The sequence below is a fragment of the Scandinavium sp. M-37 genome (assembly GCF_043558715.1).
GTDB classification, from domain to species: Bacteria; Pseudomonadota; Gammaproteobacteria; order Enterobacterales; family Enterobacteriaceae; genus Scandinavium; species Scandinavium vulneris_A.
The window spans coordinates 54,174-77,424 of record NZ_JBIGIN010000015.1 but is presented as its reverse complement, the minus strand read 5'-3'; the positions used below and the strand labels follow the sequence as shown (position 1 = coordinate 77,424).

The following is a 23,251-nucleotide window of genomic DNA, read 5'->3' as shown; positions in this document are numbered from 1 at the left end:
GGCTGAAAGAGAAGAATAAAACCGTTAAAATAAAAGGAGGTGCTATCCGGCACCGTGTTGATTTACTGAGGGATCCCGCTGCGTTTTGCAATATTTGCTGTCACCACCACGTCTTCTGTTGTTCCTACTCTTGCCCTTCGCAGGAGGTGTCGCCGGTGCTCGTCAAACCTTTGTCGATCGGGCAGAACACCCTTTTGAGCAGAGCCCCGACGTGCTGCCGAGTCTGGGCATTGCCCCTGATAATCACGAAAGTGAAAAGCAGCTTGCCGAAATGATGAAAGCCTTTGGCGAAGCCAGCATGAAGGATAACGGGCTGGATACCGGCGATCAGGCTCGCCTTTTCGCCATCGAAAAACTCAGTCATCAACTGAACGCCGAAGTGAATCAGCAACTGGACTACTGGCTTTCTCCGTGGGGCAACGCCTCGGCGGAATTGCTGGTGGACCGCGAAGGTAAATTCACCGGCAGCCACGGCAGTTGGTTTGTACCGTTGGAAGATAACAACCGTTATTTGACCTGGAGTCAGGTGGGCGTCACCGAGCAAGACGATGGTTTGGTGAGTAACCTGGGCGTCGGGCAGCGTTGGATCGCAGGCAGTTGGCTGGTGGGTTACAACGCTTTTTATGACGCGCTGCTGGGCGAACGCTTGCAGCGTGGCGGCTTTGGCGCCGAAGCCTGGGGCGAATATTTGCGCCTTTCGGCGAACTACTATCAGCCGTTCAATGGCTGGCAGGACGAGAGTGAAACCCAGGAAAGCCGGATGGCGCGCGGGTACGATCTGACCGCACAGGCCCGACTGCCGTTTTATCGCTACATTAATACCAGCGTCAGTTTCGAGCAGTATTACGGCGACAGCGTCGACTTATTCCACTCCGGCACCGGGTATCACAACCCGATGGCCGTGTCCCTTGGCCTGGCGTATACCCCGGTGCCGCTGGTGACCATTTCCGCCGAACATAAGCAGGGCGAAAGCGGCGTGAGCCAGAATAATCTCGGCATGAAGCTCAACTATCGCTTTGGCGTACCGTTGAAGAAACAGCTGGCATCCAGTGAAGTGGCAGCCTTTACCTCGCTGCGCGGCAGTCGTTACGACAGCCCGGAACGCAGTAATCTGCCGGTGGTGGAATATCGCCAGCGCAAAACACTGTCGGTGTTCCTCGCCACGCCACCCTGGGATTTACAGCCGGGCGAAACGGTGTCCCTCAAGCTGCAGGTGCGCAGCCGGTTTAAAATAAAGTCGCTGACCTGGCAGGGGGATTCGCAGGCGTTAAGCCTGACGCCGCCGGTGAATCGCAGCAGCACCGACGGCTGGACGGTGATTATGCCCGCGTGGGATTACAGCGACGGGGCACTGAATCGCTGGCATCTGTCGGTGGTAGTTGAAGATGAGAAGGGGCAGCGCGTCTCGTCCAATGAGATTACGCTAGTGCTGACGGAGCCGCTGGTGACCTTCCCGGCGGCATCGTCAGATTCGCTACTGATGCCTTAGAAAATGCGTTCCTGATGCACCCACACCGCCGCTTCGACGCGGGATTTGAGCTTCATCTTTTTCAGCATGTGCTTCACGTGAACCTTTACGGTGCTCTCGGTGATATCAAGACGGCGGGCGATCATTTTATTCGGCAGACCCTGGGCAATCAGCTTCAGAATGTCGCGTTCACGCGGGGTCAACTGATTAATATCGCGGTCAGAGGTAGCGCGGTTGGCGCGCAGGCTGGCGGCCAGCACTGGCGTTAACGCTTCACTGAGTACCATTTCACCCGCCGCGGCCTGATGCAGCGCTTTGAGTAAATCCTCCGGCTCCATGTCTTTGAGCAGGTAACCGTCCGCCCCGCGTTTCAGCGCGGTTACCACGTCTTCTTCGTGGTTCGACACGCTGAACACCACCACCCGGCCAGAGAGTGACTTCTCACGCAGCTTGTCGAGGGTTTCCAGGCCGTTCATGCCGGGCATATTTAAATCCAGCAGGATCAAATCCGGGTCGAGTGACTCAGCCAGTTCAATACCCTGTTCGCCGTTGCTGGCTTCGCCGATCACCAGAAGATCGGGGGCCATGCTGATCAATTGCCTGACGCCGGTGCGCAGCATAGGGTGGTCGTCAATTAGCAGGATGGTGGCCCGTTCCTGATTACTCATGGATTTCTCCTTGCGGTTGTGGAAGCGGTTTTTCGGGAATAAAGGAGACGACAACTTCTGTGCCGCCCGCGTCACGGCGTCTGACCTGGCAATCGCCACGTAGACTCTGCGCGCGATCGCGCATGATGATTAAACCATAGTGGTTATTCCGCTCGGCATGGTCCGGCACGCCGCGGCCGTTATCGGTCACGGTCAGACGGACCTGGTTGCCGTTATGCGTCACCGACACGGTGACTTCCGTCGCTTCAGAATGTTTAAGCGCATTGCTCAACGCTTCGCGGGCTATCTGTAAGGCATGAATCGCCTGATGCGAAGGGACAAAACGCGGGGGAAGCTGGTAATCCAGCTGCACCGGGAAGCCAAAGCGAGCGCTGTATTCTTCACAGCTCGCCTCCAGCGCAGGGCGCAAGCCCGGTTCGGTTAACTGTAGCCGGAAAGTGGTCAGCAGTTCGCGCAGCTGCATCCAGGAGGTGTTAAGTTCATTACGCATCTGGCTCAGCAACTGGCGACTGTCTTCCGGCAGTTTCTCGCCCTGCATTTGCAAACAGCTGACCTGCATCTTCATACACGACAGCGACTGGGCGATGGAGTCGTGGAGTTCGCGGGCGATAGTGGCGCGCTCTTCCATCACAATCAGCTGATGCTGACGCTCCTGTTGGCGGTCGAGCGCCAGCGTGGCGGTCAGTTGTTCTACCAGAGTATCAACCAACTGCTGCTGATCGTGACTCAGATGACGGCCCGCAGGTAGCGTCGCGAGCAAAATGCCGTATTGATTATGGGCGTCGGTCAGTCGCCATTTCAGCGTGGTGCCGGTGCCGGGTAGCTCAGGCAGATTGCGCGGGCAGAGATAGCAGCCTTTTTCGTCACACTCTTGTTCGGAGTGACAAATAAACTCCTGATGGTTTTCCTCATCTTCCAAATCGTAGACCCGGACTTCAATATCCCGCAGTAAAGTCAGGCCCTGAAGACCATTGAGCACTGGCGAAATGCGCTCGCACAGCGGTGCCTGAGAGTGCAGACGGCGATTGGCCTGCCAGAGGAAGTTGAGGATTTCGTTCTTTTGTTCGAGGTTGGCGGTTTTTTCCTGAACCCGCTGTTCAAGCACCGCGTAGCTGCCCGCCAGCTCTTTCGACATATTGTTCAGCGCCATGCCCAGCGTCGCCATTTCGTTGCGACCGCTGATAGTCGCGCGCTGGGTGAAATCACGCTGGCTCACCGCCCGCGCCATCCGTAACAGCTGTTCCCACGGATGCAGCAACCGCGCGCGCAGCCAGACGATGGTGAACAGTAACAGCAGCGCCATACACAGGGCCATCATGCGATGTACCCACACCACATGCTGAATGCGTTTTTCGGTGGTATGGTCAAAAGCGGTCACCAGTTCGTCGATGCGGTTCACAAAGCTGGCGACTTCTCCGGCCACCTGTTGCTGGCGGTCTGCGAGCTTCATGCTCGGCGCAAGCTTAGACTGCCAGTAGGTTTGCAGGGCTTCGAGCTGCTGACGCTGACCGTCGCGGCGTGCGGCTTCGATCAGTTCCGGGCTGGTTACCGTCTGGTTCATTTCATCGAATAATTTCTGGCTGTCAGGATGCAGCGGGATAGCCGCCAGCAGGCGATAGCTCTGCATTCGCAGGGAGCCTGCTTTGTTGATGGCATGGGCGCTGCCCTGCACCCCGTGAACCAAACGGGCAGAGATAGCCATGCCCGTTACACCAATGGCGGTGGACAACAAAACGATAAGCGCCAGTTGATTGACCAGCGTAAGCGGGGTAAAAAGACGTTTAAACATCGACAGCTAGGCTCCTGACCTGGATACAATCCGGGAGTGAGGCTTATTCTCGGATATCACCTGGAGTATACCCATACCCCTAAAGGATTACCTCTTAATTGCCGGGGTGACGGGGCAGGGGATGAAAAGGGGTATTTCCCGGCTAAGTGATGTGAAAAACCACACTTTTTTGATTGGTTTGCTCTACTCACTAAGAGTAATGCCGATTTTTCGCCCTCAATTATGTTCGATTTTCCTTTGATTTATATCAACTTACCCCGGCCCGTAAACCCTAATGTGGCAGCAACTAACTCCATCATTTGAGGTTTATATGAGTCACACTTCCGCATCGGAAAAGGAAAAAGGCGCCGTCATTACTGACTGGCGCCCAGAAGACGCAGCCTTCTGGCAAACGCGTGGGCATCGCGTGGCCAGCCGTAACCTGTGGATTTCCGTCCCCTGTCTGCTGCTCGCGTTCTGCGTCTGGATGTTATTCAGCGCCGTTGCCGTAAACCTCAATAAAGTCGGTTTCAACTTCTCAACCGATCAGCTGTTTATGCTGACCGCGCTGCCAGCGCTGTCCGGCGCACTGCTGCGTGTGCCTTACGCGTTTATGGTGCCGGTCTTCGGTGGTCGTCGCTGGACTGCGTTCAGCACCGGGATCATGATTATTCCGTGCGTATGGCTGGGCTTTGCGGTGCAGGATCCGACCACGCCGTTTGGCGTGTTCATGGTTATTGCGCTGCTGTGCGGTTTCGCCGGGGCTAACTTTGCTTCCAGCATGGCGAACATTAGCTTCTTCTTCCCGAAAGCGAAGCAGGGCGGTGCGCTGGGCCTGAACGGCGGCCTGGGCAACATGGGCGTGAGCGTGATGCAGCTGGTAGCTCCGCTGGTGATTTCCGTTTCGGTGTTCGCGATGTTTGGCGGCACTGGCGTGGAGCAAGCCGATGGCTCGTCGCTGTTCCTGGAAAATGCGGCGTGGATTTGGGTGCCGTTCCTGATTATCTTCACCCTCGCAGCCTGGTTCGGCATGAACGATCTGGCGGCGTCTAAAGCCTCTCTGAAAGAGCAGTTGCCGGTCCTGAAACGTGGTCACCTGTGGATCATGGCGGTGCTGTATCTCGCAACGTTTGGCTCGTTCATCGGCTTCTCTGCCGGGTTTGCTATGCTGTCTAAAACCCAGTTCCCGGACGTGCAGATCCTGCATTTCGCCTTCTTCGGCCCGTTCATTGGCGCCCTGGCGCGTTCTCTCGGCGGCGGTATTTCTGACCGTCTGGGTGGGACTCGCGTGACGCTGATTAACTTCATCGCGATGGCTATCTTCTCTGCGCTGCTGTTCCTGACCCTGCCTACCAACGGCCAGGGCGGCAACTTCATCGCCTTCTTCGCGGTATTTATGGGGCTGTTCCTGACGGCCGGTCTGGGAAGTGCGTCTACCTTCCAGATGATCTCCGTTATTTTCCGTAAGCTGACGATGGATAAAGTGAAGGCAGAAGGCGGTACTGAAGAGCACGCCCTGCGTGAAGCGGCTACGGATACTGCGGCGGCACTGGGCTTCATCTCTGCGATTGGCGCTATCGGCGGCTTCTTTATCCCGAAATCCTTTGGTATCTCGCTGGAACTGACCGGTTCGCCAGCGGGTGCAATGAAAGTGTTCCTCGTGTTCTATATTGCCTGCGTGTTGATCACTTGGGTGGTATACGGGCGTAAAACAAAAAAATAAGCGTTACTTTTTGATTATCATGGCGCGAGAAATCGCGCCTTTTTTTTACCTGAAATACCCCCCTGATCCGACTTTTTTCTGCGAGAAACCTCACATTTAGAATAACTCCCCCGCCAGACACCATTGTCACTTTCGCTGGCTAAGAGTACCGTGATGACAAATCTGGTTTAAACCAAATGGATTAAAGCATGAAAAGCCATTCCACCGTAGAAACGGCAAAAGAGATGCTCAATGACTGGTTGAGCAAAGGAGTCGTCCAGCCGGGCGGTAAATTACCTTCCGAGCGTGAGCTGGAAGAATTACTGGGCATTAAGCGCATGACACTGCGACAGGCGCTGCTGTTTCTGGAGGGAGAAGAAAAGATCTTTCGAAAAGATCGCCGCGGCTGGTTCGTCGCTTTACCGTGCTTCAAATATACCCCTAACACCTCCACCAGCTTTAAGCAGGCAGCTCAGGAACAGGGGCGTTTGCCGTCCTGGGGCTTTCTGGAAAAAGAACGGGTTTATACAGCGGAAGCAGAAGTTTTGTCGCAGCTAAATGTGAAGGATGGTGATGAAATCTACAAAATTTGCGGTTGGGGAGCGCTTGATAACCATAAAGTTTTCTATCACGAAACCTTTATCAACGCGCAATTCGCCCCCGGTTTTATCGATAAATTAGGCGATCGCTCTTTTGTTGAGGTGTGGCAAGAAGACTTCGGCAAGCGCTCGCACACGCAGCATCTGGCCTTCAAGCCGACACGTCTTTCGGCAGGGGCTTGTAAGGGGATGGGCGGCACTGCGGGAACTCCGTCTATCCGGGTTGAAAAATACCGTGCTGATGAAGCCGGACAAGTCATTCAGGTTGATATCGAATATTGGCGTTTTGAATCAGTAGAGTTTTATATCGATTTATAGGAGTTTCCATGAACAATACCCAGGCAACAAAAATTGTCGAACGCGCTGCAAATCTGCCGCTGTATCTCCATGCCTACGCGTTTCATTTAAACATGCGCATGGAGAAGATTCTGCCGGAAGACTTACTGGATATTGCCTGCCAACAGCAATTGAAAGGGGTAAAAATTCATGTTGTGGACGGTGAAAGCCAGTCTTTAAGGCATGCCAGTACAGAGCGGCTTGAGAATTTTGCAGAGAAATCGCGCCAGTTGGGACTGGATGTTCACATCGAAACCAGCGCCTCAGATGCTCGAACCATTGATGAGGCCGTGACTATTGCGCTGAAATCGGGCGCGACATCGGTGCGGTTTTATCCGCGCTATGAAGGGACACTTTCCGAGGTAATGGAAATTATTGCCAAGGATATTCAATATATTAAAGCGAAATATCAACATAGCGGTCTGACATTTACCCTTGAGCAACACGAAGATTTGCAAAGCCACGAACTGGTGAAGCTGGTTCAGCAAGCTGATTTTCCACAGCTTTCCCTGCTATTTGACTTCGCCAACATGATTAATGCCAACGAAGATCCGCTTGACGCGTTAGCGGTGATGGGAAATGAGGTCACTCAGGTGCATATCAAAGATGCATTAATTACTCACGAAGGTGAAGGCTGCGGGCATACAGCATGTATTTCTGGCGCAGGTGAACTGCCATTTAGAGAATTATTACTGCAACTAATTTGTCTGGGTGAAGATAAAGCACAAGTCACCGCATTCGGTCTGGAAGAAGAAGTAGATTATTATGCACCGGCATTTCGGTTTACCAACGAAGATGAAAATCCGTGGATCCCATTGCGTCAGATGAGTGAAACTCCGTTGCCAACCTCCGGGCTTGATGAACGGTTAAATAAAGAAATTGACGATGCCATGAATCAAATAAAATATGTGCGCAATATTCTTGGCGATCTTCATAAAGAGGCTGTCGCTGTTTTAAGAAAGTCATCAATCTAAAACATTTAAATTCAGTTGTCTCACCGTTCGTGAGGTCACTGTACTCTCACAATAATAATTAATTCCGCTAATTCAGGGGTGGAGTATCTTATGCTATCCAAAAAAAGATGGACTATATTTAGCTTGTTAGTTCTGTGCGGCGGGACAATATATAAACTGCCGTCATTGAAAGACGCATTTTATGTTCCTATGCAAGAGTATTTTCACCTGACCAACGGTGAGATTGGTAATGCTATGTCGGTTAACTCTATCGTTACAACCATTGGTTTCTTCTTGTCAATTTACTTTTCTGACAAATTACCACGACGCTTTACCATGTCGCTTTCACTGATTGCGACTGGCCTGCTGGGGATCTACCTTTCTACAATGCCGGGCTACTGGGGGATACTCTTTGTCTGGGCGTTGTTCGGCGTGACCTGCGACATGCTCAACTGGCCAGTGTTGCTAAAGTCGGTAAGTTTGCTGGGCGACAACACTCAGCAGGGGCGCTTGTTTGGTTTCTTTGAAACAGGCCGAGGAATTGTCGATACCGTTATCGCGTTTAGCGCACTGGCAGTGTTCACCTGGTTTGGTAGCGACTATTTCGGATTTAAAGCCGCAATATTATTTTACTCTTTCATCGCTATTGTGGTCGGCGTGGTTATATTCTTTGTATTAAAAGAAACCCCGGAAGAAAAAGTTGCGAAGCAACAGAAGGCAGAGAAAAAAGAAGCTAACCCAGGTCTTGGACATGTATTAAAAAACAGAACCGTCTGGCTAATCGCTTTTAGCGTGTTCTGTGTCTATGCGGTATATTGTGGATTAACATTCTTTATTCCATTTTTAAGAAATGTTTATGCATTACCCATTGCATTGGTAGGTGCGTACGGAATTATCAATCAGTATTGCTTAAAAATGGTCGGCGGCCCAATTGGTGGATTAATTGCCGACAAGGTTTTAAAATCACCGAGCCTGTATCTGTTCTATACCTTTATTATTAGTGCTTTGGCTTTGGTGGCACTGATAATACTGCCACATGAACAAATGCCTGTTTATTTAGGCATGGCTTGTACCCTGATGTTTGGTGCGGTCATCTTTACTCAGCGTGCGGTATTCTTCGCCCCTATCGGTGAAGCGGGAATCAGTGAGAAAAATACCGGTGCGGCAATGGCGTTGGGGAGTTTTATCGGATATGCCCCTGCGATGTTCTGTTACAGCCTGTATGGATACATTTTAGATACCCATCCAGGGCTGTCAGGCTACAAAATCGTTTTTGGCTTGATGGCTGTTTTTGCCTGCGCCGGAATCGTTATTTCGGGCTTGCTTATCAAAAACATACGTGCTGAACGCAAAGCTGAACCGCTGGCATCTATCTGATAATTGCACCGTTCAACATGGGGCTATCTTCGCAAGGGGGCCCCTTTTTTGACCTATCCCCGCCTCATCGACTGACTTACCCCTTAATACCCAGTAGCGCTAATTCCTACCCCTTACACAAGTCTGGAAATGTATAAAATTTATATATATCAATAAATTAACCGGTCTTCCTCTATTGCCACTTTAGTGGTAGATCGCCACCTTGCGATTAAAACATCCTCAGATGTCGTTGATCGTTATCAATTATCCCTCCTTTTGAGCAGGTTACCGTGCCGTCAATCTTAGCAATGTCGATTTTTTATAAGACAGAGCCTCAAGGCTCCACATCAGGAGAAACCCGATGAGCAAATTTCTGGACCGGTTTCGCTACTTCAAGCAGAAGGGCGAAACCTTTGCCGATGGGCACGGTCAGCTTCTGGAAACTAACCGGGACTGGGAAGATGGATACCGTCAACGCTGGCAGCATGACAAAGTAGTGCGGTCGACCCACGGCGTGAACTGCACCGGTTCTTGTAGCTGGAAGATCTACGTTAAGAATGGCCTCGTGACCTGGGAAACCCAGCAGACCGACTACCCGCGTACGCGTCCAGATATGCCAAACCACGAGCCACGCGGCTGTCCACGTGGCGCGAGCTACTCCTGGTATCTCTACAGCGCAAACCGTCTTAAATATCCGCTGATGCGCAAACGCCTGATGAAAATGTGGCGTGAAGCGAAGGTTCAGCATCCCGATCCGGTGAATGCCTGGGCGTCAATTATTGAAGACGCGGATAAAGCCAAAAGCTTTAAGCAGGCGCGTGGTCGCGGGGGCTTCGTACGCTCTTCCTGGCAGGAAGTGAACGAGCTGATTGCCGCTTCCAACGTCTATACCGTCAAAACCTACGGCCCTGACCGTGTGGCTGGCTTCTCGCCGATCCCGGCGATGTCGATGGTTTCTTACGCCGCAGGCGCGCGTTACCTCTCTCTGCTGGGCGGCACCTGTCTGAGCTTCTACGACTGGTACTGTGACCTGCCGCCTGCGTCCCCGCAGACCTGGGGCGAGCAGACCGACGTACCAGAATCCGCCGACTGGTATAACTCCTCGTACATTATCGCCTGGGGCTCTAACGTGCCGCAGACCCGTACGCCGGATGCACACTTCTTCACTGAAGTCCGTTACAAGGGCACCAAAACGGTGGCGGTCACGCCGGACTACGCTGAAATCGCCAAGCTGTGCGATCTGTGGCTGGCACCGAAGCAGGGCACCGATGCGGCGATGGCGCTGGCAATGGGCCACGTGATGCTGCGCGAATTCCACCTCGACAAACCGAGCCAGTATTTCACCGACTACGTGCGTCGTTATACCGACATGCCGATGCTGGTGGCCCTTGAACAACGTGAAGGCTATTACGCCGCAGGCCGTATGCTGCGTGCCGCCGACCTGGTGGATGCGCTGGGTCAGGAAAATAACCCGGAATGGAAAACCGTTGCCTTTGATGAAAGCGGCGAACTGACCGTGCCAAACGGCTCTATCGGTTTCCGCTGGGGCGATAAAGGCAAATGGAACCTCGAACAGCGTGATGGTCAGAGCGGCGATGACGTTCAGCTGCGCCTGAGCATGTTGGGCAGCCACGATGATATCGCGGAAGTCGGCTTCCCGTACTTCGGCGGTGACGGCACCGAGCATTTCACCAGTGTCGAACTGGAAAATATCCTGCTGCACAAACTGCCGGTGAAACGCCTGCAGATGGCCGACGGCTCCGAGCAGCTGGTCACCACCGTGTATGACCTGACCATGGCCAACTACGGCCTGGAACGTGGTCTGGGCGATGACAACTGCGCCAGCAGCTACGATGATCTGAAAGCGTACACCCCGGCGTGGGCCGAGAAAATCACCGGCGTCTCCCGGGCACAGATTATCCGTACCGCGCGTGAATTTGCGGACAACGCCGATAAAACTCACGGTCGTTCGATGATCATCGTCGGCGCGGGTCTGAACCACTGGTATCACCTCGATATGAACTATCGCGGTATTATCAATATGCTTATCTTCTGTGGCTGTGTTGGTCAGAGCGGCGGCGGCTGGGCACACTATGTGGGCCAGGAAAAACTGCGTCCGCAGACCGGCTGGACCCCGCTGGCGTTCGCCCTGGACTGGAACCGTCCGCCGCGTCACATGAACAGCACCTCCTATTTCTATAACCACTCCAGCCAGTGGCGTTATGAAACGCTGACCGCGCAGGAACTGCTGTCGCCGATGGCGGATAAATCGCGCTACACCGGGCATCTGGTGGACTTCAACGTCCGTGCTGAACGCATGGGCTGGCTGCCATCGGCCCCACAGTTGGGCACTAACCCGCTGCACATTGCCGCTGAAGCGGAAAAAGCGGGCATGTCACCGGTCGATTACACCGTGAAATCGCTGAAAGACGGCTCGATGCATTTCGCCTCTGAGCGTCCGGACAACGGTAAAAACCATCCGCGTAATATGTTCATCTGGCGTTCGAACCTGCTGGGCTCATCCGGTAAAGGCCACGAATATATGCTCAAGTACCTGCTGGGTACCGAGCACGGTATTCAGGGCAAAGATCTGGGCGTGCAGGGCGGTGTGAAGCCGGAAGAAGTTGAATGGGTGGATAACGGTCTCGACGGCAAATTGGATCTGGTAGTGACGCTGGACTTCCGTCTGTCGAGCACCTGCCTGTTCTCCGATATCGTGCTGCCCACTGCCACCTGGTATGAAAAAGACGACATGAATACTTCGGATATGCATCCGTTTATTCATCCGCTGTCGGCGGCCGTTGATCCGGCGTGGGAATCAAAAAGCGACTGGGATATCTACAAAGACATCGCGAAGAAATTCTCCGAAGTCTGCGTTGGCCATCTGGGTAAAGAAACCGACATCGTGACCCTGCCAATCCAACACGACTCCCCGGCGGAACTGGCGCAGGCGATGGATGTGAAGGACTGGAAAAAAGGCGAATGCGACCTGATCCCGGGTAAAACCGCGCCGCACATCATGACCGTGGAACGCGATTACCCAGCGACCTACGAGCGCTTTACCTCCGTCGGTCCGCTGCTGGAAAAAATCGGCAACGGCGGGAAAGGCATTGCCTGGAACACCGACAGCGAAGTTGAGCTGCTGCGTAAGCTGAACTACACCAAGGCCGACGGTCCGGCGAAAGGTCAGCCGATGATTAACACCGCGATTGATGCGGCGGAAATGATCCTGACTCTGGCCCCGGAAACGAACGGCCAGGTGGCGGTGAAAGCCTGGGATGCGCTGAGTAAAATTACCGGTCGCGACCACACCCATCTGGCGCTGAATAAAGAAGACGAAAAAATTCGCTTCCGTGATATTCAGGCCCAGCCGCGCAAAATCATCTCCAGCCCGACCTGGTCCGGCCTTGAAGATGAACACGTATCGTATAACGCCGGGTATACCAACGTTCATGAGCTGATCCCGTGGCGTACGCTGTCTGGCCGTCAGCAGCTGTATCAGGATCACCAGTGGATGCGTGATTTTGGCGAAAGCCTGCTGGTGTACCGTCCGCCGATTGACACCCGTTCGGTTAAAGCGGTGATGGGCCAGAAGTCCAACGGCAACCCTGAGAAGGCGCTGAACTTCCTGACGCCGCACCAGAAGTGGGGCATTCACTCCACTTACAGCGACAACCTGCTGATGCTGACCCTGTCACGCGGTGGGCCGATCGTCTGGATGAGCGAAGCCGATGCCAAAGACCTGGGTATCGAAGATAACGACTGGATTGAAGTGTTCAACAGCAACGGTTCTCTGACCGCGCGTGCGGTGGTAAGCCAGCGCGTTCCGGCGGGGATGACCATGATGTATCACGCCCAAGAACGTATCGTGAACCTTCCAGGGTCTGAAATCACCGGTCAGCGCGGCGGGATCCATAACTCCGTGACGCGTATCAGCCCGAAACCGACCCATATGATTGGCGGCTACGCGCAGCTGGCGTACGGCTTTAACTACTATGGCACCGTCGGCTCGAACCGTGATGAGTTCGTGGTGGTGCGTAAGATGAAGAACATTGACTGGTTAGACGGTGAAGGTAACGACCAGGTACAGGAGAGCGTAAAATGAAAATTCGTTCACAAGTCGGCATGGTGCTGAATCTCGACAAATGCATCGGCTGTCATACCTGCTCAGTCACCTGTAAAAACGTCTGGACCAGCCGCGAAGGCGTGGAGTACGCGTGGTTTAACAACGTGGAAACTAAGCCGGGCGTCGGCTTCCCTAACGACTGGGAAAACCAGGAGAAGTGGAAGGGCGGCTGGATCCGTAAAATCAACGGTAAACTGGTGCCGCGCATGGGTAACAAAGCGCTGTTGCTGGGGAAAATCTTCGCTAACCCGCATCTGCCGGGTATCGACGATTACTACGAGCCGTTTGATTTTGACTACCAGAATCTGCACAAAGCGGGTGAAAGCAAACATCAGCCGATTGCGCGTCCGCGCTCGCTGATTACTGGACAGCGGATGGACAAAATCACCGCTGGCCCGAACTGGGAAGACGATCTGGGCGGTGAGTTCTCTAAGCTGTCCCGTGACAAAAACTTCGAAAACATCCAGAAGGAAATGTACGGCCAGTTCGAAAACACCTTCATGATGTACATGCCGCGCCTGTGTGAACACTGTCTGAATCCGGCGTGTGTCGCGACCTGTCCGAGCGGCGCGATTTACAAGCGTGAAGAAGACGGCATTGTGCTTATCGATCAGGACAAATGCCGTGGCTGGCGCATGTGTATCACCGGTTGTCCGTATAAAAAAATCTACTTCAACTGGAAGAGCGGCAAATCAGAGAAGTGCATTTTCTGTTATCCGCGTATCGAAGCCGGTCAGCCGACCGTGTGTTCCGAAACCTGCGTGGGCCGCATCCGCTACCTGGGCGTGCTGCTGTATGACGCAGACGCTATCGAACAGGCGGCGAGCACTGAAAGCGAGAAAGATTTGTACCAGCGTCAACTGGACGTGTTCCTCGATCCGAACGATCCGAAGGTTATCGAGCAGGCGCTGAAAGACGGTATTCCTCAGAGCGTTATCGACGCCGCGCAGCAGTCGCCGGTCTACAAAATGGCGATGGACTGGAAGCTGGCGCTGCCACTGCATCCGGAATATCGCACCCTGCCGATGGTCTGGTACGTGCCGCCGCTGTCACCGATTCAGTCGGCGGCGGATGCCGGTGAGATTGGCAGCAATGGCATTCTGCCTGACGTCGATAGCCTGCGCATTCCGGTGCAGTATCTGGCGAACATGCTCACTGCGGGTGATACCGCGCCGGTGCTGCGTGCGCTGAAACGTATGCTGGCGATGCGTCATTACAAACGTGCCGAAACCGTTGACGGTGTGAACGATACCAGCGCCCTGGACGAGGTCGGTCTGACCGAAGCCCAGGCTCAGGAAATGTATCGCTATCTGGCGATTGCGAACTACGAAGACCGCTTTGTGGTACCAAGCAGCCATCGCGAACTGGCTCGCGACGCTTTCCCTGAGAAAAACGGCTGTGGCTTTAGCTTTGGTGACGGTTGCCATGGCTCCGACAGCGGCTTCAACTTGTTCAACAGCCGTCGCATCGACGCCATCGATGTGACCAGCAAAACGGAGCGTCAGTCATGAAAGAACTGGTGATCCTCTCCCGCCTGCTGGAATACCCGGATGCTGCCCTGTGGCAGCATCAGCAGGAGGTTCACGCCGCGCTGGCGGAGTCTGATGTGCTAAGCAAAGAAGATGCACAGTCTCTGTGCGTTTTCGTCCGCGATTTAACGCAGAAAGACGTGCTGGATGTACAGGCTGATTACAGCGAACTGTTCGACCGGGGCCGCGCGACGTCGCTGCTGCTGTTCGAGCACGTACACGGTGAATCCCGGGACCGGGGTCAGGCGATGGTTGATCTGATGGCGCAATATGCGCAGCACGGTCTTGAGCTGGACAGCCGCGAGCTGCCGGATCACTTACCGCTGTATCTCGAATATCTGGCACAGCTCCCGCGTGATGAGGCGCTGGGTGGTTTGCAGGATATTGCGCCGATCCTCGCCCTGCTGAGTGCGCGTCTGCAACAGCGAGAAAGTCGTTATGCGGTGCTGTTTGACGTATTGCTGAAGCTTGCCAGTACGGAAGTGGACAGCCAGAAAGTGGCCGAAAAAATTGCCGATGAAGCCCGCGACGATACGCCGCAGGCGCTGGACGCGGTCTGGGAAGAAGAGCAGGTCAAATTCTTCGCGGACCAGGGATGCGCTGAGTCGGATATCACCGCCCATCAGCGTCGTTTTGCCGGGGCCGTTGCGCCGCAGTATCTGAATATTTCCACTGGAGGGGAGCGCTAATGCAATTCCTGAATATGTTCTTCTTTGACATCTACCCGTACATCGCTGGGGCGGTATTCCTGGTCGGCAGTTGGCTGCGTTATGACTACGGGCAATACACCTGGCGTGCGGGCTCCAGCCAGATGCTGGACAAAAAAGGCATGAACCTGGCCTCGAACCTGTTCCATATAGGGATCCTCGGGGTGTTCGCCGGGCACGCCCTCGGGATGCTGACGCCGCACTGGATGTATGAATCGTTCCTGCCGCTGGAAGTGAAACAGAAAATGGCGATGATCGGTGGCGGGGCTGCCGGCCTGATGTGTCTGGTGGGCGGGGTGCTGCTGCTCAAGCGTCGTCTGTTTAACCCACGCGTGCGGGCGACCACCACCGGAGCCGATATTCTGGTGCTGTCGGTGCTGGTTATCCAGTGTGCGCTGGGCCTGCTGACCATTCCGTTCTCCGCCCAGCATATGGACGGCAGCGAAATGATGAAGCTAGTCGGCTGGGCGCAGTCGGTGGTGACGTTCCACGGTGGTGCATCTGCGCACCTGGACGGGGTAGCGTTCATTTTCCGTGTGCATCTGGTGCTCGGTATGACGCTGTTCCTGTTGTTCCCGTTCTCGCGCCTGGTGCATATCTGGAGCGTGCCAGTGGAATACCTGACCCGCAAATACCAGATTGTTCGCGCGCGTCGCTAATTACCGCGCTTTCTGTTCAAGGCCTTGCTGATGCGAGGCCTTATCTTTTGTGCCCCAGCCCAGATTATTCCCCGCCGCCGCAAATAGAATCAGTATCCCGCCAACCCACTGTATCGCGCTCGGCGTATGACCAAACGCCAGGCTATCAACCACAATCGCCACGAGTGGATAAATAAACGAGAGCGAGCCGATAATGGGGGTTGGCAATTTCTGAATCGCGCTGTAGAGCAATTGATACATTACCCCGGTGTGAACAATCCCGAGTGTGAGCAAAATCCCCCAAGGAAAGGTTGCAGAGATTGGGCTGAAATGTGCGAGGGGTAACAGCATCACTACGCCGGTCAATACCTGAATAAAGGCGATATGCTGCGGTGGGAGCGGGTGTAATTTCCGGGCGATGATGGCTGTTAGCGCATAGAAAAAGGCGGCACTTAACGCCAACGTAATACCGGCCAGTAAATCGCTGTGATGCCAGCCACTTAGCTCGCTTGATAACAATACCACTACGCCGCTAAACGCCAGCAGCAGCCAGGCCCATTTCACCCGTGATACCCGCTCACCCGTCACTATTCCCATTAACACCAGCATAAACGGCTGAGTATTGTAGACCACCGTCGACATTCCAATTGAAATCTTGCCGTAGGCAGCAAACAGAAGTAACCAGTTGATGACCAGGGTAATGCCACCGGCCACGGCCAGCATCCACGTTGAACGCGACAGGCGGATGAAGGGCTGTCGGCTCAGAAGAATAAACGCCCCTAACGCGAGCGCCCCGATGGTGCAGCGCCAGAACACCACGTCAATAACGGGTAAGCCGGAGAGCAGGACAAACGCGCCGATAGAGCCAGAAATCACCATCGCCAGGCACATTTGCCAGACGCCATTGTTACGAGAACCCATATACACCTCCATAATTAGATGGCTTTATTGTGGAGGAGAGGCTGAGTGTGTTACATACTTGTTATAAGGTGATATGCGGTTTTTTCTTTTTTAAATAAGGTGATTATGATGGATGTCCTTATTGATGATATCGATCGGGCGATAGTGGCAGCGCTGGCAGAGGATGCGCGGCTTTCATTAAAGGTGCTGAGTGCGCGAGTGGGGCTGACGTCGCCCAGTACGGCGGAACGCCTAAAGCGTCTGGAGGAACGGGGGGTAATTCAGGGCTATGGTGCCAGAGTGAATCTTTCAGCGCTCGGCTATACCTTGCAAGCGCTGGTGCGCGTCAGACCTCTACCGGGGTTGTTACAAAAAGTCGATAAATATATCCAGGCGATGCCGGAATGCATTGAATGCGACAAAGTGACCGGCGAGGATTGCTTCGTGATGCGATTAGTGGTGAAGGATATTGCGCAACTGGATACGCTGCTTGATGGGCTGGCCGAATTTGCGCAATGCAATACGTCGATTGTAAAAAGTTCCCCCGTGAAACGGCGTTTACCTGTGATTTGAGCATAGAAAATGTGAGTTTGATTGTGATGCTAAAAGGAAGATGGTGGCGGGGGAAGGATGACTCGGCGCAAGCGCCTCGCCCTTCGGGTCGTTGCCTGCGGCAACGCTTTCTCGCTTTGCTCGAATCGAACCTTAGTCGAAGCTTCTCATCCTTCCCCGTGCGGAGAATAATGTGGCATCTAAAGTGAGTTTGATTGGGTGCTAAAAGGAAGATGGTGGCGGGGGAAGGATTCGAACCTTCGAAGTCGATGACGACAGATTTACAGTCTGCTCCCTTTGGCCGCTCGGGAACCCCGCCAGGGGTAATGCTTTTACTAGCCTGCTCCCTTTTGGGAAGCGGGGCGCATCATATCAAATGACGCGCCGCTGTAAAGACTTCCTTTCAGGAAAATGAACCGTTTGCGTGCTTTTTGCCCATAACGTTTAAAAGCGCTGCAACGGTTATTTGCGTTACAGGATAATTGTCCGATTACCGTACACAAACACGCGCTGGGCAAGAACCTGATACAGCGCGCGGCTGAGGACATTTTTCTCTACGTCTCGGCCAGCACGCATCATGTCTTCTGCGGTATAGGTATGATCGACATGAATAACGTCCTGCATGATGATTGGGCCTTCATCCAGATTGTCGTTCACGTAGTGCGCTGTAGCACCGATGATTTTCACGCCGCGATCGTAGGCCTGCTGATACGGACGTGCACCGATAAACGCGGGCAGGAATGAATGGTGAATATTGATGATTTTATTCGGGAAGCGTGACACGAAGGCCGGAGTTAACACACGCATGTATTTCGCCAGCACCACGTAATCGGGCTGATGGGCGTCAATCGCGTCGGCCATCAGGGCGTCATGTTCTTCGCGGGTGTGGCCTTCGTGGCTAACCAGCTCAAACGGCACGTCGAATTTCTCAACCAACGAACGCAGGGTGTCGTGGTTACCAATGACCGCGGCGATATCGACATCGAGGCCGCCATAATTGGCTTTCATCAGTAAGTCGCCCAGACAGTGCGCTTCTTTGGTGACCAGTATCACCACCCGGCGACGGCCCGCAGGCGTGAGTTCGCGAATAGAGCCTTCAGGCAGCGCGCTGTCGAGATCGGCCAGCAGCGTGGAGTCGTTGAAAATGCCTTCAAGTTCGGTGCGCATGAAGAAACGCCCGGTACGATGATCGACGAACTCGTTGTTCTGCACGATGTTCAGTTCATGCTTGTAGCAAATGTTGGTAATGCGTGCGATCAACCCTTTTTGATCCGGGCAGATTGTACGCAACACTTTTCGTTGTAATGAGTGCATTGCGGGGGAAATCCTGTTGACGGTGTTTGCTGTTTTTGTGGCGGCTTGACTAACCGCAGCACTTTTTAAATTTTTTACCCGACCCGCAAGGGCAGGGGTCGTTGCGGCCGATTAAGGGACGTGTACCATCAATATAATACCATTGTCCATTTTCTTTTAAGAATCTTGAACGCTCAATCAGGGCACTACTCTTGCTATGTTCACTAAATCGGGCGACAAAGCTGACAAAGCCCTCATCCGGGGTCTTGCCTTCTTCGGCGGCAAAAATAGTGAGGCCCAGCCATTCGGTTGTCGCAAAGCTTTGTTCCAGACTCTGACGAAATTGCTGGGGCTCGCAGGACGGATGCCAGGTCTTGAGCAGATAATCTGCGTCCTTCATCACAAAGGCGCTGTAGCGTGAGCGCATGAGCTGTGACGGCGTAGGCGCAAGCGTGTTACCTGAAAGATATCGCTGGCAACATAGGCTATACTCCAGAGCGCTGCCGCAGGGGCAAAGTGAATGCATAAATGCCTTCCCGTTGGTGAATAAAGAAAGGCGCAACTGCGCCGGCGGCAAATATGTTAACTGACCAGTGGCAATGTGGCTACGTTGGGAATGGGGTTCAGTACTTGCAGGAATGAGAAAGCTTAAAATTGGTTTAGCCCTGGGGTCAGGCGCGGCGCGAGGATGGTCACACATCGGTGTCATCAAAGCGCTGCAGAAAATGGGCATTGAGATTGATATCGTTGCAGGGTGTTCCATTGGTTCTCTGGTGGGCGCGGCTTATGCCTGCGACCGATTACCGGTGCTTGAGAAATGGGTGTGCTCCTTCAATTCATGGGACGTACTACGTCTGATGGATCTCTCCTGGCGTCGCGGCGGTCTGCTGCGCGGGGAACGCGTGTTCAGTCATTTTCGCCAACTCATTCCTGTCGATAATATCGAGTCCTGCGAACGTCGTTTTGCCACCGTCGCCACCAATCTCAGTACCGGTCGTGAGCTGTGGTTCACCGAAGGTGACCTGCATCTGGCCGTACGCGCTTCCTGTAGTATTCCTGGGTTGATGTCACCCGTTATGCACAACGGCTACTGGCTGGTAGATGGCGCGGTGGTAAATCCCATTCCGGTTTCGCTCACGCGTGCATTGGGCGCCGATATCGTGATCGCCGTCGATTTGCAGCACGACGCGCATTTAATGCAACAAGATTTGTTATCCGTGAACCTTCAGCCCGATCCACAGTCTTCTGAAAGTGATGAGGCTCTGAGCTGGCACGAACGTTTTCGCGCCAGGCTGGGCCGCATGACATCGCGCCGGACGGCAATAACGCCGACGGCTATGGAGATCATGACGACCTCTATTCAGGTGCTGGAAAACCGATTAAAGCGCAACCGTATGGCAGGCGACCCGCCTGATATCCTGTTGCAACCTTTTTGCCCGCAGATTTCGACGCTCGATTTCCACCGTGCACCCGCGGCCATCGCCGCCGGACAACTCTCGGTTGAGAAAAAAATGGACGAACTTTTACCGCTCGTCCGGAGCCAGGTTTAGGGCATTTTCGATTACTTCAGCAAATTCTGACAGGCGATAGCGCGAATAGCGTGCCACTATTTACTTATCGTCTGCCAGGGGAGATATCATGACGCAGCCATTGGCGGGAAAACACATTCTTATCGTCGAGGATGAGCCGGTTTTCCGCTCACTACTGGATTCGTGGCTTTCATCGCTGGGCGCAGAAACCGCCCTGGCTGAAGACGGCCAGAGTGCCCTGGAATTAATGGCAAAGGTCAATCCTGATCTGATGATCTGCGACATCGAAATGCCGCGGATGAACGGACTCAAACTGGTCGAATTTTTGCGTAACAGTGGCAATCAGTTGCCGATCCTGATTATCTCCGCGACCGAAAATATGGCCGATATCGCCAAAGCGCTGCGGCTTGGCGTGCAGGATGTGATGCTTAAACCTGTCAAAGATCTCAATCGTCTGCGTGAAACCGTATATGCCTGTCTCTATCCTGCGATGTTCAATTCCCGCGTTGAGGAAGAAGAACGTTTATTTGAAGACTGGGATGCGCTGGTCAGTAATCCCTCAGCGGCAGCAAAATTGCTACAGGAACTTCAGCCACCGGTCCAGCAGGTTATTTCGCACTGTCGTATTAACTACCGGCAGTTGGTGTCAGCGGATAATCCCGGCCTGGTGCTCGATATTGCACCACTTTCAGATAAAGATCTGGCGTTTTATTGTTTGGACGTGACGCGTGCCGGTGATAATGGTGTGTTAGCCGCACTTTTATTGCGTGCTTTATTTAACGGCTTGTTACAAGAACAGCTTGCGCATGAAGGTCAGCGTTTACCTGAATTAGGCAGTTTGTTAAAACAGGTCAATCAATTGCTGCGCCAGGCCAATTTACCAGGACAATTCCCGCTGCTGGTTGGGTATTACCATAGCGAAATTAAAAATCTGATCCTTGTTTCTGCGGGTCTTAACGGCACACTTAACACCGGCGAGCATCAAATACAGATCAGTAATGGCGTTCCGTTGGGGACGCTGGGCAATGCTTATTTAAATCAAATCAGCCAACGCTGCGAATCGTGGCAGTGCCAAATTTGGGGTGCTGGTGGGCGCTTGCGCTTAATGTTGTCTGCGGAATGAGCAATTAGCCGGGGAGCCCCGGTTATTGCTTTCTCTCCTTTCAGACAGTGATGGTACTATCAGCAGGATTTATACGTAAAAATCCTAATTCAAGGTTAACGTGTCCTTTTCAGACCAGATTGACCAATCGGTACTGATATACTCAACGCGTTATTAATTAACGAGCACGTTCAAAAGTTGAACAGTTCAGGAGATTTCAATGGCTGCATTAAATTCGAAAGTCACTAAGGCCGTAATCCCGGTAGCGGGATTGGGTACCAGGATGTTGCCCGCCACTAAAGCGATTCCTAAGGAAATGCTGCCGCTGGTCGACAAGCCATTAATTCAGTATGTTGTCAATGAATGTATTGCTGCAGGTATTACTGAAATTGTGCTGGTGACCCACTCTTCGAAAAACTCGATCGAAAACCATTTTGATACCAGTTTTGAACTTGAAGCAATGCTGGAAAAACGCGTAAAGCGCCAACTGCTGGAAGAAGTGCAGTCTATTTGCCCACCACACGTGACCATTATGCAGGTCCGTCAGGGTCTGGCAAAAGGCCTGGGCCACGCGGTATTGTGTGCCCATCCGGTCGTCGGTAACGAGCCTGTGGCCGTTATTCTGCCAGACGTGATTCTGGATGAATACGAATCCGATTTGTCTCGCGACAACCTCGCGGAAATGATTAAGCGTTTTGATGAGACAGGTGCCAGCCAGATCATGGTTGAGCCGGTTGATGACGTGACTGCCTACGGCGTGGTGGATTGCAAAGGCGAAGCCCTGAATCCGGGTGACAGCGTGCCAATGGTCGGCGTGGTTGAGAAACCTAAAGCTGACGTCGCACCATCAAACCTGGCGGTCGTAGGCCGCTACGTGCTGAGCGCAGAAATTTGGCCACTGCTGGCGAAAACGCCTCCGGGAGCCGGGGACGAAATCCAGCTGACTGACGCTATCGATATGCTTATCGAGAAGGAAACGGTTGAAGCCTATCACATGAAAGGCAAGAGCCACGATTGCGGTAATAAACTGGGTTATATGCGTGCGTTTGTTGAATATGGTATTCGCCATAATTCACTGGGTGCGGATTTCAAAGCCTGGCTGGAAGAAACCGTGGGCACTGTCAAGTAATTTGCCCGCCTGCCGTACCAACCGGGGTCCTGTAAAGGCCCCGGTTTTTTATTACCTGTTGTCGGATTTGCTTTAAAACCAGGCAGGTTGTGCGGGCTATCGGCCGATTTCAGGATAAAAAAAATCCCGCAGAGCGGGATTTTCTCAACAAACTTGCGTAAGAAACAAGAATGATTAAATCAGGAAATCGTCCAGTGATTTACCCTGCTCATCCATTGCTTTTTTGATGATTGCCGGGGTACGACCCTGGCCGGTCCATGTTTTGGTTTCGCCGTTTTCATCAACGTAGCTATATTTAGCCGGGCGAGCTGCACGTTTAGCTTTAGCACCAGATTTGCTCTGAGCAGCAATGCTGTTCAGCAGTTCATTTGGGTCAATGCCATCAGCAATCAGCATTTCACGGTATTGCTGCAGTTTACGAGTGCGCTCTTCAACTTCAGCAGCGGCCGCGCTTTCTTCTTCGCGACGTTCGTTAACAACAACTTCTAATTTTTCCAGCATTTCTTCAAGCGTTTCGAGAGTGCATTCTCTTGCCTGCGCACGAAGAGTACGGATGTTGTTCAAAATTTTAAGTGCTTCGCTCATTGTAGTATTCTCAAACTTATATTGTGGGGTGGTTTGTTGAGGTAATAATAGAGCGTTAATTTCAGATGTGCAATAGGGGGGATTGTAAGGAAGTCAAAATATCGTGTTATTTAGCGGTATTATTAATTAGGTAAAGTTAAATTTTACGCGTGAGTTCACATCTCATGCGCTTATTGTCTGGCCGTAATGTTGAGAACACCCTTACAAAGTAAGCTCTTTTGATTGTTTCACCGCAGGTATATATCCCTGGTTCACAAATATCAGCCTTTCGTATTAGTCGTAGGGTAAGCCCTCGTTTTCCTTCATTTCAA

At 53.1% G+C, this 23,251-nt stretch carries 19 protein-coding genes, 1 tRNA gene and 1 other RNA gene; 13 read left to right on the top strand and 8 right to left on the bottom strand.

Features of this window, described 5'->3' with window-relative positions:
* Positions 1-94: 94 nt before the first annotated feature.
* Positions 95-1,489: a YchO/YchP family invasin gene (locus ACG0Z5_RS12730; RefSeq protein ID WP_394447932.1), complete on the top strand. Its 1,395-nt coding sequence runs from the start codon at positions 95-97 to the stop codon at positions 1,487-1,489.
* Here the strand turns inward: ACG0Z5_RS12730 and narL are convergent.
* Positions 1,486-2,136 (bottom strand): two-component system response regulator NarL, encoded by a 651-nt coding sequence (narL, locus tag ACG0Z5_RS12725; RefSeq protein WP_319627552.1) that lies wholly within the window; start codon positions 2,134-2,136, stop codon positions 1,486-1,488. The two genes, ACG0Z5_RS12730 and narL, sit on opposite strands and share 4 nt — an antisense overlap.
* Positions 2,129-3,925 carry a nitrate/nitrite two-component system sensor histidine kinase NarX gene (narX, locus tag ACG0Z5_RS12720; RefSeq protein ID WP_394447853.1) on the bottom strand — a complete coding sequence of 599 codons (1,797 nt, stop codon included), beginning with the start codon at positions 3,923-3,925 and terminating at the stop codon, positions 2,129-2,131. The genes narL and narX overlap by 8 nt, the downstream gene beginning before the upstream one ends.
* A gap of 310 nt (positions 3,926-4,235) precedes the next feature.
* Between narX and ACG0Z5_RS12715 the strand changes: the two genes are divergently transcribed.
* The 8 genes from ACG0Z5_RS12715 (at position 4,236) to narI (ending at position 15,871) form a co-directional block, all read left to right on the top strand.
* A complete protein-coding gene (locus ACG0Z5_RS12715; RefSeq protein WP_394447851.1) occupies positions 4,236-5,627 on the top strand; it encodes a NarK family nitrate/nitrite MFS transporter in 1,392 nt (463 codons plus the stop codon).
* A gap of 188 nt (positions 5,628-5,815) precedes the next feature.
* Entirely contained in the window at positions 5,816-6,523 is a 708-nt protein-coding gene (locus ACG0Z5_RS12710; protein ID WP_394447849.1) for a GntR family transcriptional regulator, read from the top strand.
* An 8-nt stretch (positions 6,524-6,531) separates the two neighbouring features.
* Positions 6,532-7,515 (top strand): sugar phosphate isomerase/epimerase family protein, encoded by a 984-nt coding sequence (locus tag ACG0Z5_RS12705; protein WP_394447847.1) that lies wholly within the window; start codon positions 6,532-6,534, stop codon positions 7,513-7,515.
* Positions 7,516-7,605: 90 nt separating this feature from the next.
* A complete protein-coding gene (locus ACG0Z5_RS12700; RefSeq protein WP_394447845.1) occupies positions 7,606-8,871 on the top strand; it encodes an MFS transporter in 1,266 nt (421 codons plus the stop codon).
* Between the two features lie 340 nt (positions 8,872-9,211).
* Entirely contained in the window at positions 9,212-12,955 is a 3,744-nt protein-coding gene (locus tag ACG0Z5_RS12695; protein ID WP_394447843.1) for a nitrate reductase subunit alpha, read from the top strand.
* Complete coding sequence (gene narH / locus ACG0Z5_RS12690) at positions 12,952-14,487, top strand: nitrate reductase subunit beta (RefSeq protein WP_319627545.1); 1,536 nt, start codon at positions 12,952-12,954, stop codon at positions 14,485-14,487. The genes ACG0Z5_RS12695 and narH overlap by 4 nt, the downstream gene beginning before the upstream one ends.
* Entirely contained in the window at positions 14,484-15,194 is a 711-nt protein-coding gene (gene narJ / locus ACG0Z5_RS12685; RefSeq protein ID WP_394447840.1) for a nitrate reductase molybdenum cofactor assembly chaperone, read from the top strand. Before narH ends, narJ begins: the two co-directional genes overlap by 4 nt.
* Positions 15,194-15,871, top strand: a complete 678-nt coding sequence (gene narI, locus ACG0Z5_RS12680; protein ID WP_319785716.1) for a respiratory nitrate reductase subunit gamma — start codon at positions 15,194-15,196, stop codon at positions 15,869-15,871. The genes narJ and narI overlap by 1 nt, the downstream gene beginning before the upstream one ends.
* Here narI and ACG0Z5_RS12675 read toward each other — a convergent pair whose 3' ends face one another.
* A complete protein-coding gene (locus ACG0Z5_RS12675) occupies positions 15,872-16,771 on the bottom strand; it encodes a DMT family transporter (protein WP_394447837.1) in 900 nt (299 codons plus the stop codon).
* Positions 16,772-16,879: 108 nt separating this feature from the next.
* On the opposite strand from ACG0Z5_RS12675, the gene ACG0Z5_RS12670 reads away from it, so the two are divergent.
* Positions 16,880-17,323 (top strand): Lrp/AsnC family transcriptional regulator, encoded by a 444-nt coding sequence (locus ACG0Z5_RS12670; protein WP_159465460.1) that lies wholly within the window; start codon positions 16,880-16,882, stop codon positions 17,321-17,323.
* 41 nt (positions 17,324-17,364) lie between these two features.
* Here ACG0Z5_RS12670 and ACG0Z5_RS12665 read toward each other — a convergent pair.
* From ACG0Z5_RS12665 to ACG0Z5_RS12650, 4 genes are all read right to left on the bottom strand, one after another.
* A non-coding RNA gene (locus ACG0Z5_RS12665) (RtT sRNA) lies at positions 17,365-17,494 on the bottom strand.
* A gap of 42 nt (positions 17,495-17,536) precedes the next feature.
* Positions 17,537-17,621: transfer RNA gene (locus ACG0Z5_RS12660), tRNA-Tyr, on the bottom strand.
* 152 nt (positions 17,622-17,773) lie between these two features.
* The gene (gene purU / locus ACG0Z5_RS12655) at positions 17,774-18,616 is read right to left on the bottom strand and encodes a formyltetrahydrofolate deformylase (RefSeq protein WP_319627542.1); all 843 of its coding nucleotides are present in this window, start codon (positions 18,614-18,616) and stop codon (positions 17,774-17,776) included.
* Between the two features lie 49 nt (positions 18,617-18,665).
* Positions 18,666-19,121, bottom strand: coding sequence for a YchJ family protein (locus tag ACG0Z5_RS12650; protein WP_394447835.1), 456 nt, complete (start codon positions 19,119-19,121; stop codon positions 18,666-18,668).
* 112 nt (positions 19,122-19,233) lie between these two features.
* On the opposite strand from ACG0Z5_RS12650, the gene rssA reads away from it, so the two are divergent.
* From rssA to galU, 3 genes are all read left to right on the top strand, one after another.
* The gene (rssA, locus tag ACG0Z5_RS12645) at positions 19,234-20,145 is read left to right on the top strand and encodes a patatin-like phospholipase RssA (RefSeq protein WP_394447833.1); all 912 of its coding nucleotides are present in this window, start codon (positions 19,234-19,236) and stop codon (positions 20,143-20,145) included.
* 88 nt (positions 20,146-20,233) lie between these two features.
* Positions 20,234-21,247, top strand: a complete 1,014-nt coding sequence (gene rssB / locus ACG0Z5_RS12640; RefSeq protein WP_394447831.1) for a two-component system response regulator RssB — start codon at positions 20,234-20,236, stop codon at positions 21,245-21,247.
* Between the two features lie 199 nt (positions 21,248-21,446).
* Positions 21,447-22,355, top strand: coding sequence for a UTP--glucose-1-phosphate uridylyltransferase GalU (galU, locus tag ACG0Z5_RS12635; RefSeq protein ID WP_394447829.1), 909 nt, complete (start codon positions 21,447-21,449; stop codon positions 22,353-22,355).
* A gap of 174 nt (positions 22,356-22,529) precedes the next feature.
* Here the strand turns inward: galU and hns are convergent, their stop codons facing one another.
* Positions 22,530-22,940: a histone-like nucleoid-structuring protein H-NS gene (gene hns, locus ACG0Z5_RS12630; RefSeq protein WP_319627537.1), complete on the bottom strand. Its 411-nt coding sequence runs from the start codon at positions 22,938-22,940 to the stop codon at positions 22,530-22,532.
* Positions 22,941-23,251 lie beyond the last annotated feature (311 nt).